The 15,400-nt window shown below is 59.1% G+C and carries 19 protein-coding genes; 3 read left to right on the top strand and 16 right to left on the bottom strand.

Annotated features, from left to right (window positions below):
- The first annotated feature begins 214 nt into the window (after positions 1–214).
- Positions 215–553, top strand: a complete 339-nt coding sequence (locus JNO50_RS14870) for a helix-turn-helix domain-containing protein (RefSeq protein WP_189530312.1) — start codon at positions 215–217, stop codon at positions 551–553.
- A gap of 12 nt (positions 554–565) precedes the next feature.
- Positions 566–1,123: a PH domain-containing protein gene (locus JNO50_RS14865; RefSeq protein ID WP_189530314.1), complete on the top strand. Its 558-nt coding sequence runs from the start codon at positions 566–568 to the stop codon at positions 1,121–1,123.
- An 86-nt stretch (positions 1,124–1,209) separates the two neighbouring features.
- Here JNO50_RS14865 and JNO50_RS14860 read toward each other — a convergent pair whose 3' ends face one another.
- From JNO50_RS14860 to JNO50_RS14830, 7 genes are read right to left on the bottom strand one after another with little or no spacing between them, the layout of a single operon-like run.
- Positions 1,210–2,775 (bottom strand): phage late control D family protein, encoded by a 1,566-nt coding sequence (locus JNO50_RS14860; protein WP_229804413.1) that lies wholly within the window; start codon positions 2,773–2,775, stop codon positions 1,210–1,212.
- Positions 2,772–3,215, bottom strand: coding sequence for a phage tail protein (locus JNO50_RS14855; protein ID WP_215796393.1), 444 nt, complete (start codon positions 3,213–3,215; stop codon positions 2,772–2,774). The genes JNO50_RS14860 and JNO50_RS14855 overlap by 4 nt, the downstream gene beginning before the upstream one ends.
- Before the next feature lies 1 nt (position 3,216).
- Positions 3,217–5,769, bottom strand: coding sequence for a phage tail tape measure protein (locus tag JNO50_RS14850; protein ID WP_189530316.1), 2,553 nt, complete (start codon positions 5,767–5,769; stop codon positions 3,217–3,219).
- Entirely contained in the window at positions 5,766–5,831 is a 66-nt protein-coding gene (locus JNO50_RS19310; protein ID WP_244976388.1) for a GpE family phage tail protein, read from the bottom strand. Before JNO50_RS19310 ends, JNO50_RS14850 begins: the two co-directional genes overlap by 4 nt.
- Positions 5,832–5,890: 59 nt before the next feature.
- Positions 5,891–6,181 (bottom strand): phage tail assembly protein, encoded by a 291-nt coding sequence (locus JNO50_RS14840; protein WP_229804415.1) that lies wholly within the window; start codon positions 6,179–6,181, stop codon positions 5,891–5,893.
- Between the two features lie 48 nt (positions 6,182–6,229).
- Positions 6,230–6,742, bottom strand: a complete 513-nt coding sequence (locus JNO50_RS14835; protein ID WP_189530319.1) for a phage major tail tube protein — start codon at positions 6,740–6,742, stop codon at positions 6,230–6,232.
- 46 nt (positions 6,743–6,788) lie between these two features.
- Positions 6,789–7,961, bottom strand: a complete 1,173-nt coding sequence (locus JNO50_RS14830; RefSeq protein ID WP_189530321.1) for a phage tail sheath protein — start codon at positions 7,959–7,961, stop codon at positions 6,789–6,791.
- 111 nt (positions 7,962–8,072) lie between these two features.
- On the opposite strand from JNO50_RS14830, the gene JNO50_RS14825 reads away from it, so the two are divergent.
- Positions 8,073–8,798, top strand: a complete 726-nt coding sequence (locus JNO50_RS14825) for an autoinducer binding domain-containing protein (protein ID WP_189530323.1) — start codon at positions 8,073–8,075, stop codon at positions 8,796–8,798.
- A gap of 329 nt (positions 8,799–9,127) precedes the next feature.
- On the opposite strand, the gene JNO50_RS14820 is transcribed toward JNO50_RS14825, so the two are convergent.
- From JNO50_RS14820 to JNO50_RS14780, 9 genes are all read right to left on the bottom strand, one after another.
- Entirely contained in the window at positions 9,128–9,922 is a 795-nt protein-coding gene (locus tag JNO50_RS14820; protein ID WP_189530325.1) for a DNA adenine methylase, read from the bottom strand.
- Complete coding sequence (locus JNO50_RS14815; RefSeq protein ID WP_229804455.1) at positions 9,862–10,029, bottom strand: Com family DNA-binding transcriptional regulator; 168 nt, start codon at positions 10,027–10,029, stop codon at positions 9,862–9,864. Before JNO50_RS14815 ends, JNO50_RS14820 begins: the two co-directional genes overlap by 61 nt.
- 125 nt (positions 10,030–10,154) lie before the next feature.
- Complete coding sequence (locus JNO50_RS14810) at positions 10,155–10,580, bottom strand: phage tail assembly chaperone (RefSeq protein ID WP_189530328.1); 426 nt, start codon at positions 10,578–10,580, stop codon at positions 10,155–10,157.
- A 14-nt stretch (positions 10,581–10,594) separates the two neighbouring features.
- Positions 10,595–12,148, bottom strand: coding sequence for a phage tail protein (locus JNO50_RS14805; RefSeq protein ID WP_189530330.1), 1,554 nt, complete (start codon positions 12,146–12,148; stop codon positions 10,595–10,597).
- Between the two features lie 3 nt (positions 12,149–12,151).
- Entirely contained in the window at positions 12,152–12,772 is a 621-nt protein-coding gene (locus JNO50_RS14800; protein WP_189530332.1) for a phage tail protein I, read from the bottom strand.
- A complete protein-coding gene (locus JNO50_RS14795; protein WP_189530334.1) occupies positions 12,765–13,670 on the bottom strand; it encodes a baseplate assembly protein in 906 nt (301 codons plus the stop codon). The genes JNO50_RS14800 and JNO50_RS14795 overlap by 8 nt, the downstream gene beginning before the upstream one ends.
- A gap of 2 nt (positions 13,671–13,672) precedes the next feature.
- Positions 13,673–14,014 (bottom strand): GPW/gp25 family protein, encoded by a 342-nt coding sequence (locus JNO50_RS14790; protein ID WP_189530335.1) that lies wholly within the window; start codon positions 14,012–14,014, stop codon positions 13,673–13,675.
- Positions 14,015–14,025: 11 nt separating this feature from the next.
- Entirely contained in the window at positions 14,026–14,694 is a 669-nt protein-coding gene (locus JNO50_RS14785) for a phage baseplate assembly protein V (RefSeq protein WP_189530338.1), read from the bottom strand.
- Between the two features lie 75 nt (positions 14,695–14,769).
- Positions 14,770–15,363, bottom strand: coding sequence for a hypothetical protein (locus JNO50_RS14780; protein ID WP_189530339.1), 594 nt, complete (start codon positions 15,361–15,363; stop codon positions 14,770–14,772).
- Between the last annotated feature and the right edge of the window lie 37 nt (positions 15,364–15,400).

Raw genomic sequence — 15,400 nt, 5'->3', positions numbered from 1 at the left:
TTCTGGCGAAGCTGTTCCTCGAGCAAAGCAGTTCATCGCTGAACGAGATCAGTTCGTCGCGTTCTTCAGGTCGGAGGCGTAGGCCGATTGGCAGGTTGCTCGCCAATCCACGTGCAGTACGTCGTTTAGAGGTTGTCATGATTTTTCTGGCATCATTAGTGTAATTGCGAAATACACAAACCGATTATTGGTCGAAATCGACTAAAAGTAAAGCATGAATACTCGAAATCAAGAAATTGGTCTGCGTCTGTTGCGTGAGCGCACCCGTTTTGGCTTCACCCAAACCGAGATGGCAAAACGGGGTGGAGTCGGCATGAGCACTTATTGCTCATACGAAAAAGGGGAAAGCATGCCCAAGGCAGACGCGCTTCAGCTGTGGGCCAAGATAGGTGTCGACGTGTTGTATGTGATCACCGGACAAGGCACTGACAGGACGCTGACGCCGGATGAAATGATGCTGCTTGGCAGCTGGCGTGATAGTCCTGAGGAGCTGCGCAGCGCCTGGTTGGCGTTTTACCGGGCCTATGGCAAGGCCGTCAGAAAAGAAGATTGATAAGGGGGTAACATGGCATTTGATTACAAGAACGCCTCTCCAGAGGCTCTCAAAAACGAGTATCGCCGCATCGCGCAAGCGATTGGCGATGACCAGTTTTTCACCAAAAAGGAATTGGCCCACCTTCCTGCCGTTCTGGCGGATGGAGAGCAGATTTTGGCATTTTGCTCCGGGCTGATGGACAGTTCGACATGGCTGATTACACTGACAGACCAACGCATCATCTTCCTGGACAAAGGCCTGTTGTTCGGTCTCAAGCAGAGTGCCATCGACTTGGATAAGGTCAATGCGATCAGTGGTGAGACTGGCGTCTTCTTCGGAAAGATCTCCATCCAAGATGGCGCATCGAACCGCACGATCGATAACGTTCCGAAGCGAACTGTTGTCCCGTTCACAAATCTTGTCCGTGATGCGATCAACAACCGCAAGCATGGTAAGCATACGATCGGTGCCGCGCAGGCGGATGACCCTGTTGCTCGCCTGGAGAAACTGTCCGCCATGCTGTCGAAAGGACTGATCACGGAGGCGGAGTTCACTGAGCAAAAGGCTCGGATACTGCAGTCTGTGTAAAAAACGAGCGCTACAACACGGAGCGCTTGGTGCTTGGCTATCTGGTGCCATGCGTATGGGGTTACCCACACATTTTGTGGATAACCCTACTCGATATCTTCAAGTTTCATCTCCAGTTCGAGAGAGGTTGTCATCCCGCTGTCGCTCAGGTCATGGGTCACCTTGCTGATTACCCAGGGCTGTCGGTCGATGATCGGCTTGATGCCGACAACTTTGGCCGGGATTTCCGGAAACAGCTCCGGCCGGCCTATCGCCAGGGTGTAGCTGAACTCGGCGACGCCGCGCTGCAGCTTTTCCCATGCCGCCTTGGCACCCTGCCACGCTGTCGCCTCTGAGGCGTAGACATGCCGGAGCACCTTGACGTTCGACGCGCTGGGCGAAAGTGCCTTGTCCGGCGTGCCCTGGCGCGCGGTCATGTGCTTTCGCTTTGACAGCTTGCCGCGCTTTGTCACGACCGAGCGGCGCTCGAACAGCGTGTCTTTGTCGACCATCACTTCCCCGCGTGTGGCCTTGTCGAGGTTGTGCCAGCAGGCTTTCACTGCGGTATAGGCATCGCGGTCCGCCATGCTGAAATGATGACGGTCGCCGGTCTTGCGCTTGATGATCACTGTAGGGAAGGGCTTGCCGGTTGCGCTGGTGGCGTCCCCGGCCTTGATGAACAGGAGCTTGCCCTGTTTGACAGTGGCGATCGCATCGTGTTGCTGGGCGAGCCGTGTCAGCAGGTTGCCGTCGCTCTCGTTGGCTTGGTCCATATGCTCGACAGGGCGGCTGGCCAGCCAGCTGGAGATGACCGGCGTCAGGTAGTTGGCCTTGGCGATTGCTGAAACAATCTTGCCTACCGTGGTCTTGTGCCAGGATTTTTCCCGCTTGGTGCTGATGCCAGCACGCAAGTCGGTGGCACGGCCGCGGATGGTCATGATGTCCGGCGCGCCTTCATGGGTGATCTCGTCAATAACGAAAACGCCCTTGTCAATCAGCGGCCGACCTTTCCACCCGATCGAAACCGAAATGCGCCGGCCGCGCTCCGGGATGTCCAGCCGTCCGTCGCTGTCATCCAGCGACAAGTCGAGTTGATCCGATTCAAACCCGCGGTTGTCAGTGATCTTCAGCGAGATCAAACGGCCGGCAAACTTCTTCGTGATGTCCTTGCGCGGCTCTGGCGGTGGTTCCAGCTTGGCTTTCAGCTTGTCGTAGCGCGGCTCGTACTTGGCTTTCGCTGCCTTCTGGATGGCATCGGCTTTGTCGCCAAGCCGCTTCATTTCCCGCTCGGCGGCGGCAGCTGCCGGCGCATTGCCGCTGGCGTTGGCGGCATCTCGCTTACTGCGCCATTCCGAACGCTGGTTGAGCAGCGCAACCTGCTTGTCCAGTTCGGCGTTCCATGCGCGCTTCACCGACTCGAACTCGGCTTGGAGCGCTGAATTGTCGACCGGAATCGGCAGGATTTTTGGGAGCAGCTCGACTTTGTAGACTGGCGCCAGCACAGGCTCGACACCCAGCTTGTCCGCCAGCCCATCGGCCAAACCATCGACCATCCCCGCTGCCTGGTCTTTGATCCCCTGTGCCATGGTTGACGCCTTGTCGACCATGCTTGAGGCCTTGTCCATTAATCCGGTGGCTTGGCCTTTCAGGCCATCGATGTTGGGCAGATTCATCGTACCAGGTCCAATACGCCGCGCGTGACGGCCCCGACCATTTCCAGAATGCTCTCGTCGGTGCGCTTGAGGGTGATGGTGAAATCGATCTGCCGCGCCTTGCCGTCGCTGAAAAAGTCTTTGCGCGTGGTGTCCAGGCTCTCGATGACGAAAAACCCGTAGAAGCCGCCAGTCCCCTCGATCAGCGGCCAGGCCTTGCCCTGGTCTGCCATCAACTTGAGTAGCGTCAGTGCGGTGTCGCCGCCGGTCAACTCGGGCAGCAGCGTGCCGCTGAGGGTGATGGTCTCTTCGTCTGCGCCGAGGAACTGGTACGCTGGCCGCGCGCCGATCCGCGAATTGCTTGGGAACCGCCAGCCGACTTTATGCTGCAACTGCTGGTAGGGGATGGTGTCGAGCATGAACACGAACAGGCCAAGAGCCATCATCGGTAACGAGAACATGTCAATCCCTATCTGAAATTTTGCTGCGGCCGCGGGCCGCGTTCTGGCGCTCGATGCGCTCTACCTCCCGGGCGACCAACTGGGCTAGCATCTGTACGTCCATCCCTGGAGACGGGTGGACATTGATCATGATTGGGGCCGGTGCAGCCGGTGCTGCAGCCGGTTGTTGTGCTGAAATGGGCGGCCGGCGATCAATGGGCACGCCAGCGCCTGCTGCTCCGGAGGCGATGCCGATAGCGATCCCCGCTCCTGCTGCCGTGAGTTGTTTTGCGACGCCCATTACGGCTCCAAGCGGCCCGGACTGCCCGGCTGCGATACCCTGGTGCAGCCCTTCCATGGTGAATCCGCCAAGCTCGGCAAACACACGGGATGGGCTGTGGATGCCCAGCTTTTCTTTGAACCAACCAATCGTGGATTCGCCAGCTGAAACGATGGCGGCTTTTACATTGGCCAGACCTCCAGCGATGCCATTTACCAATCCCTGCATGATCTGGCTGCCGAGAGTCATGAATCGGCTGGGGAGACCCAAATACCAGTTGAATGCGGCCGAGGTGCTGTTTTTGATCCACTCCCATCCAGTGGAGAATGCCTGACTGATCGCAGTCCACAACGCCGCGAACTTCGGCCCGAGTGTTCCCCAGTTGCTCCAGATGAGATAGGCGCCGGCCACGATAGCGGTGATGGCCAACCCGATCGGGTTCATCAAGAAGACTCGGCCAAGCATAAACGCCACTTTGCCGACGAATCCCAATGCCGTTCCGAGCGATCCAAGGATGCCTATGCCGCTGCTCAGGCCGATGCTAAGCGCGGTGATGCCGAACTTCAGCGCGACGATCGGCCCCATGAAGGCTGCTGCGGCCAGCAGCACCGATCCGATCACCGTCAGCAGGATGGCAAGGCCGGACACGATCTTGACGATCGTAGCGGCCAATGCCGGATTGGCTTTTGTCCAACGGCTGATGGCCGCCATGACAGTCCCGATGGTGTTCATGACGCTGATCAGCGGTTCGCGGAGTGCCTGACCGAGTGTTGCCGACTCGTTGAAAATCTTGTTTTTCGTCATTGACCACCGTGCGGAGAGGGTGTCATTTTTCGAGTCGCCCTCGCGTTTCATGCTGCCTTTGGCTTTTTCATCATTGACCAGGGCGAGTTGCTTGCGGTACTCCCCAAGGTTATCCGCGAGCTTGGCCGCATCGTCGCCGTATTCCTTGCCAAACAGATCAACCATCACTCCCATCTGTTTCGCTTTGGGGAGTTTTCTAACTGCTTCCATGACCTTCAGGATTGTCCCTGTCGAATCCTTGGCCATATCCGCCTGGACACTCTTGGCATTCATCCCAAGTTCTTTTAGCCCTTTTCGGAAGCGCTCGGGCTGTTTCTCTGCAATGGCAAGTTCGCGAACCATAGCCTTGGTTGCGTTGGCGGCAACTTCTGATGCTGCGCCAAGAGAAAGGAACGTACTTCCAAGGGCGGCAGCCTGTTTGAAATCCATACTGCCTGTGTTGCCAGCGATACGCTGCATCACATTGATGATATCGGCGCCCTTCGATTGAGCGTTGTCATCAAGGTAGTTTATGGTGTCCCCCAGTGCCTCAATGTTCTTGATTGGGATCTTGTAGACGTTGGCGATTTTGCCCAGATCCTCGGAGATCTTGTCCGCGGGAAGGTCAAAGGCGGTAGCTGCCATGGCGGCGGTCTTGGCGAACGCCAATAGATTATCTTTGCCCTGGATTCCCATGCGGGCGGCTCCCTCTACCAGCGCCGCGATTTCAGTGGTGGCCATCGGTGTGGTTTCCGCCATTTTCTTGATGGCGTCGCCCATCTCGTAGTAGGTCTTGGTCAGGCGGCCATTGGCATCCTTGGCGCCATCGACCTGGCGCGCGACGCCGAGCATGGCGTCTTCGAATGCGGAGTAGTCGCGAACCATCTTCACGATAGGCAGGCCGACGGCGCTGCCGACACCGGCCGTCGCCGCCCCAGCGCCAGCCACTCTATCCCTGTTCTCGATGCCGTGTTCGTAGCCGCTCTTCGCCGACCGCATGCGATTCTGTTTGTCAGAGATCAGTGCCAGTTCGCGTTGCTGTTTGTTCATCGCCGCTGTAGCCGCCTCGATCTTGCGCTGCAGATCCTGCTCATGTTGCCCGAGCTTGGCTGCGCTGATGCCAGATGCCTCGAGCTTGCTACGCATGTCCTTGGCGGCATCGATCTGGCGCCGGTTCGCCATGGTGAGTTTTTCCACGGCGATCTCGGCGGATTTGAGCTTCCTGGCCATTTGCTCGGTGGGAGCGCCTGCTGCCGCCATCTGCTCTTGCAGCTCACGCACTTTTCGACGGGCATCCGTCAGTTTGACACCGGTTTCCTTGGCATCCCGTGTCAACTGGCGGAATGCCGAGATATTGCCCTGCGACGCATTCAATTCCTTGATGCGATCGCGGGTTTCTTTCAGCTGCTTGGAGAGGCCGGAGGTGCTGGTCATGACCGAGCGAATCGGCTTGGTCGCCTTGTCGATCGCGGCCAGTACCACCTCGAGTCTCAGGTTCCGGATATCACTCATTCGTCGTTACCACTCCGCACGCGCGCGGCCTCTCTCCATGTCATCAGTTCGGCCAGCGGCATGGTGTCGAATGCCGCCGGCGGCCAGTGAAAAATCACCGCGATATCGGCGATCGCATCCTCTACTCGGGCAGGGATACCTCCGATTTCACGCGCTTCGGCAGCAAAAAACCGGAGACCTCAGTGCCAAGCTGCACCAGGTCGGCCGGGTCCAAGCGGCTGACCTCCTGCTCAGTCAGGGTCGGTGTGGAGATCCGCGGCACGACTTTGATCAGCGACGCGACGTCCATCTGCATCAAGTCGATCAGGCTGACGCCGCGCAGTTCACCAGCGCCGGGTTTACGCAACGTGACGGCGCTGATTTTTTGGTCGCCGCGGGTAATCGGTTCATCCAGGGTAATCGGGTCTTGCATGGTCATTTCCTTGGTGGTTAAACGGCATGCCGTTGGCACGCCTTGGTGTTACAGCATTCCTACGTTCTTGCGGTGCGGGGCCAGCCGGTCTACGCCCATCACCTTGAAAAGCTTGTGCACCACATCGATCTCCAACCATTCCTTGCCGTCGACAGACATCTTGTAGTAGGTGCAGTCGGTCTTGACCTTCCAGTTGCCGTTCTCGCCGCCCTTGGCATCGCCGCCGTCGAATTCGTTGTGGCGGCCGCGCACGATGATCTCGACGCTTTGCGATGTGCCGCTGCCTTCTTCGGAGTAGGACCCCATGAAGCGCACCAGACTCGCATCGTGTTTCTCTGCGCCGAAGTCGGCGATGAGGACTTCCAGGGGGCCGTTGTAGGTGTGCTCGAGTTCAATGCTCTCGATGCTTTTCAACAGCTTGACGGTGCCCGGCATGCCGGCACCGATGTAGTCCTCGGTCTTCATCGCGATTTTCGGCAGCTTGAGCTCCAGCGCTTCATCGACAAACTCCGTGCCGTTCACGAACACGTTGAACAGGCGGAGGGTACGTGGGAGTGCCATGTGTCTGGCTCCTTTCTAATCCCCGGCCGGAGCCGGGGCGGTTGCATTACATGGAGATTTTCTTGGCGAAGTCGACCAGATGCCGATCGGTGATTCGCTGGCGCAGCATCAGATTCTCGAGTGGCGGAACCGGGGTGTAGTCGTAGTCGATGTAGAACTTGCCGGCCTTGATCACGTCGGGTGTGTTGATGCTCTCGTCGACCCAGGCGGAGAAGCCAAGCAATTGCTTGTTGCTGACCATCTCGCGACCTTTGGCGTTGATGCTTTCCAGCAGGTCGCGGATCAGGGTCGGGTGCATCGGCAGGTCAATCATCGCGAACTGAGCATCGGCGATCGTGTCAGCCAGCACGTGAGCGGTGCGGGTGGCGCTCTCGAATGCGAACAGCGCATCAGCCGAGCAGGTGCGCGAACCCCAGAAACGGAAACCGTCGCGACGGATCAGCGTGGTGACGCCGGCGGCGTTGAGGATGCCGGCATCGGTGGCCGGATCCTGCAGATCCCAAAACACGTCGCGGCTGATACCCTGCACGCCCTCCACCGGCACGTTGGACAACGTCTTGTGCCATCCGACCGTCTCATCGATGTAGGCCCGCAGCCCCAGCGCGCGGGCGACGGCCGGCGCGACAACTTCGGCGTTGGTCGCGGTGTCCCAGTTCACGAAGTCCGGCCAGATCACCATCACTTCCCGCTGGCCGAAATTCTGGCGATAGGTGTTGGCCTCTTCCTTGGTCTTGCAGTTGAACGCGCTGACGTATGCGAAGGCGCGCAGGCGCTTGGCGATTGCTGCCAGCTCGGTGGCGACTTGCAGGTTGTCGAGCCCGGGGACGCCCAGGATTCGCGGTTTGAACCCGAACTTGGCCTGGGCACTCATCAGCGCCTTCATGCCCGTCAGTTTTCCCGCGGCGTTGGTGGTGCCGATCAGGTTGCTGGTCTGCTCGGCATCGGTGGCGCCTTTCTTGGCGCGAACGACGATCACAACCGGCTTTGCCTGGTCGGCGATGGCGTCAAGGCTCGACGCCAGCGTGCCCTTGACCCCGGCTTTGCCGATCGCGGTATCGATGTCGGTGATCAGGACCGGCGTGTCCTCGGGAAAAACAGTCGGGTCCGCATCCTCGGCGACGGCGACAAGGCCGATGACAGCGGTGGAAATAGTACGAATGGGGCGGATGCCCTCGTTGATTTCGAGGACTCTCGCGCCGTGGTGGTAATCGGTCGGCATGCGTAGCTCCGGAGATTGGGGTGCAGGCCGATGGTGGCACGCGCGCGCGCCGCACGGTGGGGTGGCGGGTTGTGCCTGCACCGCCTACAACGAAACAAACAGGAAGCACGCATGGATGTCCAAACTCTCTCAAGCTCTCTCAATGACCTGGTGGTTTTGCTCGATGACCTGGTCGCCGTGAAAGACCGCACGACGTTGCTCGCGTTCCTGCGCCGAATGCAGGCTCGCGTCTGCCCGGACGCTCGCATGACCGTTGCGGAGCGACGCGGTGACACGCTCGACAATATCCTGAACATCAATTGGAGCCAGCGCTGGCTGAATTTCTATGTCGCCGAAGAGTTCGCCGCGGTTGACCCGGTAGCGAATGCGGCGCCAGGACTGGTTATCTGGTCGCGCACGCTCGAGTATGAAGCGCGAGCCGGGCGCGATGTGGCGCGCTTTATCCAGGCGGCGAAGGCACACGACATGTATCGAGGTATCACGTACATCGTAGAGGATGGTCCAGTGCGGGTTTACCTCAGCCTGTCCGGCGAAAGCACGGAGAGCGATGTGCGGCTGCACGCCGTCCTTTCGGCATTGATGCCGAAGTTGGCCATGGTGATAGTTCGGGTGTTGTCCATGCCGCGGCTGGTCGGGCTTACCGACCAGCAATGCACAATCCTGCATTACATGGCGGCGGGTCTGACCGACGATGAAACCGCAAAGATGGTTGGGTTGGCGCCGCGCACTGTGATGCGAAAGATTGGTGATATCAAGAACTTGTATGGTGTCAGCAGCCGGGCCCAGCTGATCGCCTCACTGTCCGGCGTCAACTTTCCTCTGCCGCGCACTACGTAGTTTCCACCTGAAAACCTGCGACATTTGTCCATGTAAGTATTTGTTAATAATCAATACCATGTCATTCGTATGGTTTGACGCAGTATGTTTTTCGTTTGGCATCATCGGAGCACTACGTATGACCCGGAATGACATAGCCCGCTTTAACCCTCTCATCGGGATGAACACGGCCGATACCCTCGAAAATCTGAATATCTGTCTGACGAGGCTTGGGGAGACATTCGCAACACGGCATGATGACGCGTCGATCGCGTTTTTCTGCTGCTCAGTGGCAGCGGCGCTGGCCTATGAGTCTGAGCAGATCAAAGACCAGCCGATAAAACCGCCGATTAGAAGAGCTGACCCAGTGCGTCTGGCTGCCAGTTCATGATCACGAGCTCGCGGCTTTCCTGAGCTTCGCCGTGGACGTTGGCCACGGCGTATTTGATTCCCAGGCTTTCCATGTGAAATTCCGAGAAGCACGCGCGGATGTCGGGATGGTCATTGATTGACACCATGACCTTGCCTTTGCATGTGCGCATGAATTCCGCCAGCTGCTGGTACTGATCCCATCCAAAGTCGACGCCGTAGCCTTCAGTCTCCCAGTAGGGCGGGTCGCAGTAAAAGAACGTGTGCCCACGGTCATAACGGCGCATCACCTCTTGCCATGGCAGGTTTTCGACATAGGTGCCGGAGAGGCGCAGGTGAGCCGCGGAGAGGTTTTCCTCTATACGGCAAAGATTGATGGCCGGGCCGGTTGTGGCGGTGCCGAATGTCTGGTCGGCAACTTTTCCGCCGAAGGCATGCTGCTGCAGGTAGAAAAACCGAGCGGCGCGCTGGATGTCGGTCAGGGTTTCGACACGGGTCATCTGCTGCCATTTGAAAATCTGCCGTGATGACAACGCCCATTTGAACTGGCGGACGAATTCCTCGAGGTGATGCTGGACCACGCGGTACAGATTGGTCAGGTCGCCGTTGATGTCGTTCAGGACTTCTACTTTCGCCGGTATCGGACGGAGAAAGTAGAGCGCGGCGCCGCCGGCGAACACCTCCACATAGCATTCGTGCGGAGGGAACAGCGGCATCAGCTTGTCGGCCAGACGGCGCTTACCGCCAAGCCACGGGATGATGGGGTTTGTCTGCATGGCAGATCCATTCCTTGTGGTTTGGCGCTCGAGGCGCTCAGGGTGTTGAGTGACCGGCAACGCGGACACTTGATCGTGATGCGGATGATCTGGCCTTTTGCCAGCATCTTGTTGCAATGGCAGCAACGAATTTCGGTTTGCATGGTGAGCCTTCAGGCTTTCGGCTCACTGGTCTCGTCAGTGGGTTGGAAGAGGGTGGTCAGGTGTTAGCGCACCTGGCCACCCATTTTCGTTACATGAGCGCCAGAGCGAACGCGGGAATGTTCGGCCAGTCGATCGACGACGGGAATCCCTTCTGGGTAGGCACATCGCGCAGCGCCTGACGGTACTGCATAAGCTCTGTGTACTGCCCCGCCGTGATGCTGGTTTTTACTCCCGTCTCGACTTGGTCGCGATGTCTGGCGATCACCCAGTCTGTTGAACCCACCAGACCATCGCGCTTGGCGCGGGCCTGCACGGCCAATTGATCTGCAGTCGGCGCAGGCGGATCGGCCAAGACCGGCTTCCCGTCCGCACCGGCCACGATCCGTTTCCCGGCCGACTGGCCGTCCAAGAGAGCCCGGTACTGGGCATCGGTTAGTTCGACGGCGTCGGAGGGGATAGCTGCACAATGGATGGAGCGGTCGTAGAATCCGCCTGTCGATTTAGAGAAAAGCATTTGTCAGGCTCCTGTCAGTACCCAATCGCAGTATAAAAAACCCCTCCGGCCAGTTCGGACCGGACACGGATAGTCGCTCGAGGGGTTCCTGAGACGGTGGCAATGGAGACTGGCGAGGCCGTCGAGTCACCATTCGCTGAGCTCACTGTATATCCCAAACAGGCATTCGGAAACGCCAAGGGCATGGTTATAGTAGTTATGCCTGCGGCCACTGCGCTGTACCCCCACTCAATGATCAGTCCGCTCGGCAAGCGCTGCCAGCCGTTGCCACTCATTACCCCAGCAAACGTCCCAGAAAACTGCAGCTGGCCCGATCCACCCAGCACAAACCAGGCATTGGATCCACCCTGCAGCGTCACACAATCACCCGGCTGGAGCAGCAGCGATGTCGGCGTATTGGTCGCATTGCCATTGATCAGGTCTGCCCCCTGCCGCGTAAGCACGCAGGGCACGGACGCATAGTTGTACACCTCAAGTCGCCCACCAAGCACAGCCGACGACAATGGCAATACCATCGTGAGTTGCGTTGACCCATACAGCTCCACCGTCCCCCCGATCACATTCGGGGGCAAAGTCGCAGAGGCGTTGTAGGCGAACCACCCGGACGATTGCAGCCCGGCCTGTCGCACAAACTCCGTCGTCGCCACCCGGGTCGACTTGTCGAACTGAGGCGGGGTCGATATGGTGCTGGCGCCAATGATGCGGCCGCGGCGGTCGATGGAGACCTGGTTGTATACGCCGGGAGATACACCGGACGGCCCGGATAGCATCTCGAATGTCAGCGGTGTCGATCCCAGCGTGATGGGGCTATCCGTCGTCAATGCCCAGACCGAATCACCCTGTGTTATGCCCTGTTCAATGAAAACAAAACACCCTGGCGTGAGCTCGATCGCAGCATCCGCATCCGGGGCGCGCGACCATGCCCCAGCCGATACTGTGTAAATGCCGTTTTCTGCTGCGGCCGCCTGGTCTTTGACGAGAATGCGGTCTCCCGCGGCGAGCACGACACCGTCCACCGTCTGTAGGCCTGACAGGACCAGGTTTCCGGCGCTGGCGGCTTTCGCCGATTGCTTGCTATCCAGCTTGGCGATTTCAGAGGCGATTTTTTCATCCGTGTAGCGGCGCGTGGCGACGACTGTGCTTGGATCGATGCGCAACTCGATGGAACTGGCATTCGCTACGATCAGCACCATTCGAATGACTTGAGTGCGTCCAGACCCGCTCGAAAGCAGCGGCTTGTAGGTTTCAGCACAGTTACCCACAGCAACAAGATCACCGTCCTTGTCATACAAGCCTACCTCTCGGACCCACCAGCCTCCGATGTCCTCCGGAATGACTTGCTCAGCGATGAGCTGACTCGGATTCTGAGGGTCCTGAAACAAGTCGTTCAGCTGAGCTCGATGTACTTCCCGGGCCAGCGCTTTCTGTTTCCTGTCCGGCAGCGGCGTCACGCCTGCACCGTCGCCGACGGCCATGTGCGTGAGTTCGATCGCGCGCTTCAAGGCCGTCGCGTTGGCCAGCTTCGCTTCCCCGACCTCGGTCAAAATGGCGAAATAGGTCTGTGCCATGGGTTACTGCCTCCCTGCAATGGTAAGGGTGTCGATGATGTGAATTGACCCGCCGGATCCAGTCTTGCCCGTGACTTCAACCAGCGACGGGACGTAGGGGTAAATGGTCAGGTGATCGCCGAGATACACGCCGGCGGCGATGGTGACTTGACCACGGGCTTCCAGCGATATCGCCAGGCCGACAAGGTGGCGGGTCAGCGGCTTGGCGTCATCGATCATCCGCTCGAGCTCCTGGTACATCGCGTCGGTGATACCCGTGTCAAGGACGCCGACGCGCAAGCGGAATGTGCCGCGCGGCGCGGCCGGTTTTTGCTGAAACCATTCAATGACTTCGATCAGGTAGCCCAGCGGCTCGACCACGCGACGCAGCGCGCCGATGGTCCCCTTGTGCTTATGGATGTACCAGGACGCTTTGATCACCTTGCGTTTTGTCGATTCGCTCCAGTCCTGATCCCAGCGATCGACCGACAAGGCCCATGCGAGGTACGGCAAGAGATTGACCGGACAGGTGTCGGGATTGGTCAGTGTCCGGAGCGGCACCGGCAATGTCATGGCGTCGGCCAGCGCCTCGGCGGCCGCGAGCTCGAGCGGCGTGGATCCGGATGGCAGCAACGGTTTAGTCATCGCTGCTCCCCACCGTGATGGCGTAGGCGGTGCAGTAGCCGGCCTGGTCATGCTGCAACTTGATATCGGCGCGCGGTTCGGTCAGTTCGACGCGCTGCACCCCTTCTACATGAAGGGCGGCATACAGCGCGGACAAATTGATGTCGCGGCCGATGCGCCGCGTCTTGCTGATGTAGCTTTTCAGCGAGGCTTCAGCCGCGGTGCGGATCGGCTCCGATTCGGGGCCGGGGTAGAGGTGCAAGGTGGCGATGACCTGGTACGGGACGATGCCGGCTGAGCGCACCTGCACGCGATCGCCTACGGGTCGGATATCCTCGTCGTTGAGTGCCCGTGCGACGATATCGATCAGATCCTGAGTCGCCGTGCCGTCGCCATCCCGGGACAGAATAGAAATCACGGCCTCGCAGGGGGCCGGACTGTACGCGTCGACATCGGCGACGCGGCCGTCGGCGGACTGGGCGTGGAAGCGGTAGGCTTCCCTGGGTCCGGCAACGGACAATCCCTCGAAGGCCATCGAGGCGCGCAAGCGCAAACTGTCATCGTCCTCCAGCACCTGTTCTATCGGCGGTGTCGCGGTTGGATCGGCGGCGCGGATGGTCAGTCTGGACGTGCCGACGTTGGCGGCCGTGTTGTCCAGGTCGGCGCCCTGGGCATGCGCGAGGAGCACGGCCTTGGCGGCATCGTTGATGCGTTGGCGCAGGATCATCTCGTTGTAGCAGGACTCCTGCAGCAGAATGGTCAGAGGTTCGGTCTCGAGCGCGAGAGCGGCAGACACGCTGGCACGGTCATCAGGCCGGACCAGTGCGAGCAGCCGCGCTTTGCGCAGAGCCAGCAGATCTTCGAAGGACACATCCTCGACGACGGTCGGCGGCGGCAGTTGAGTCAGATCGATGGCCATGGTTATCCTTTCATCGGAACCTGAATCCGCGTGGTAGTGCCGGCCCCTGGACCTTCTCGCAGCACCAGCTCAAGATCAAAGACCGCTGCCGAACCGTCTCCCAGCGTATCGACCATGAGGCTCTTGACCGAGACGCGCGGCTCCCACGCCGCGATGGCCATGACGGCAGCTGACATCAGCCGCAAGCGCGTGGCGCCGTGATGCGGCTGGTCGATGAGATCGGGGATCGCGCTGCCGAACTCGCGGCGCATCACTCGCGATCCGATCGGCGTTGTGAACAGTTTGTGCAGCGACTGGCGAATGTGATCGATCTCGCCCAGCGCGGTACCGGTTTTCGCTGACATGCCCATAGCCATCATTTGGGGCCTCCCGTGTTTCCGCCGTGTGAGTCAGGGTGGGTATGGGTATGCAGTGTCACGCCGTTGCTACTGAGCGTACCGCTGTTGGTAAAGTCGCCGCGGTGCTCGATCGCGGTTTCGATAACCGTCCGCGCACCCTGTCCGCCACGGCCGGCCATCCCGCCCAGGTAGCTGAACAAGCCCGTGACGGTTCCTGTCCCCATCACCGTCAGGTTTCCCTTGATCGTGACGTTGCCGGTGAAGTCGGATTCCGGGCAGTCCACGGTGCAGTGCTCGGAGGCCTGGACGGTGGCAGTTTTCATGCCGGTGGCGGACAAGGCCCCCGTGACGTGGTTGTATTCGATGACCGCACCGTCCGGGAATTTGCGCAGCCACAGATCGGCACTGTCGGATGGTGCCGGGAACGCATCGGAAAAGATTCCTCCGATGATGAGCGCCGACTCCGGATTGCCGCTGGGCGACAGCATCAGCACCTGCTCGCCTTTAACTGGCGGAGACCAGTCCGACGTCGTGCCGGCACGCACGGCGCACCACGGCCGCCAGTCGGATGTCAGGCCTCCGGAGCTGACGCGTACCCTGGGAGGTTTACCAAGACGCACCTCGGCGATGGTCCCGATGCGGATCATCGATTCGAGGCGGCGGAGAATGTCAGAGAAATCGTCCATGCGGCGAGTGTGCAGCATGGACGGGGAGAGGCGGGATGTGGGGCGTTGTGCCGATGATCAGCACAACCGGATTACTTATCCGAGGGATGGTCCGTTCGGTTTACGGGTGTGCGTGTAGCCAAGTCGCAGGTTCAGAGAATGTTCAAGGTTGAACTCTTCAAGGGTGCTGCATTGGACGACTTTGCCTTTGCCATCCACTCCCATTACCTGCGCATAGGATTCAGGGGAAATGCCGCCGGAACTGCTCTCCGCTGTCTTCTTCTGGGAAATGAAGTCGGCAAGGTAGTCTTTGAATACGGCTAAGGAAGCGGCAGAGGATCTCAGTTCTTCAATTTTAAGATCCTTCCGAGAAAAGTAGGTGCAACCGCACAAAACGAAGTCTGCATCAAAATCCAGTTTAGGTTTGAGAGCGCCATAAATCAGGAAATGGTGCTGGTCTCGCCCAGACAGCAGTTTTTCTGCCTGGTCCCAGTTTTTGAATTTGCGTTTCTCGGTCTCGAGACACTTTTCGTCTTTTTTGAACTCGATGAGGATCCAGCCAAGTTCGTTTTTCAGTGCCGCATCACCGGCCAGTTCATGCGTGCCATCGAACGGGGCGATGATCTCGTTGCAAAGATACTCTCTGACAAATTTATACTCGACGGTTTTTTCCCACCAGATAGGCTTCATCTTCTCTGCCTTCACGTTTTGATGATGAAAAAGTATG

It is taken from the genome of Paludibacterium paludis, assembly GCF_018802605.1.
Classification (GTDB): domain Bacteria; phylum Pseudomonadota; class Gammaproteobacteria; order Burkholderiales; family Chromobacteriaceae; genus Paludibacterium; species Paludibacterium paludis.
The sequence above is the reverse complement of the archived record's forward strand: the minus strand, read 5'-3'. Positions and strand labels throughout refer to the sequence as shown.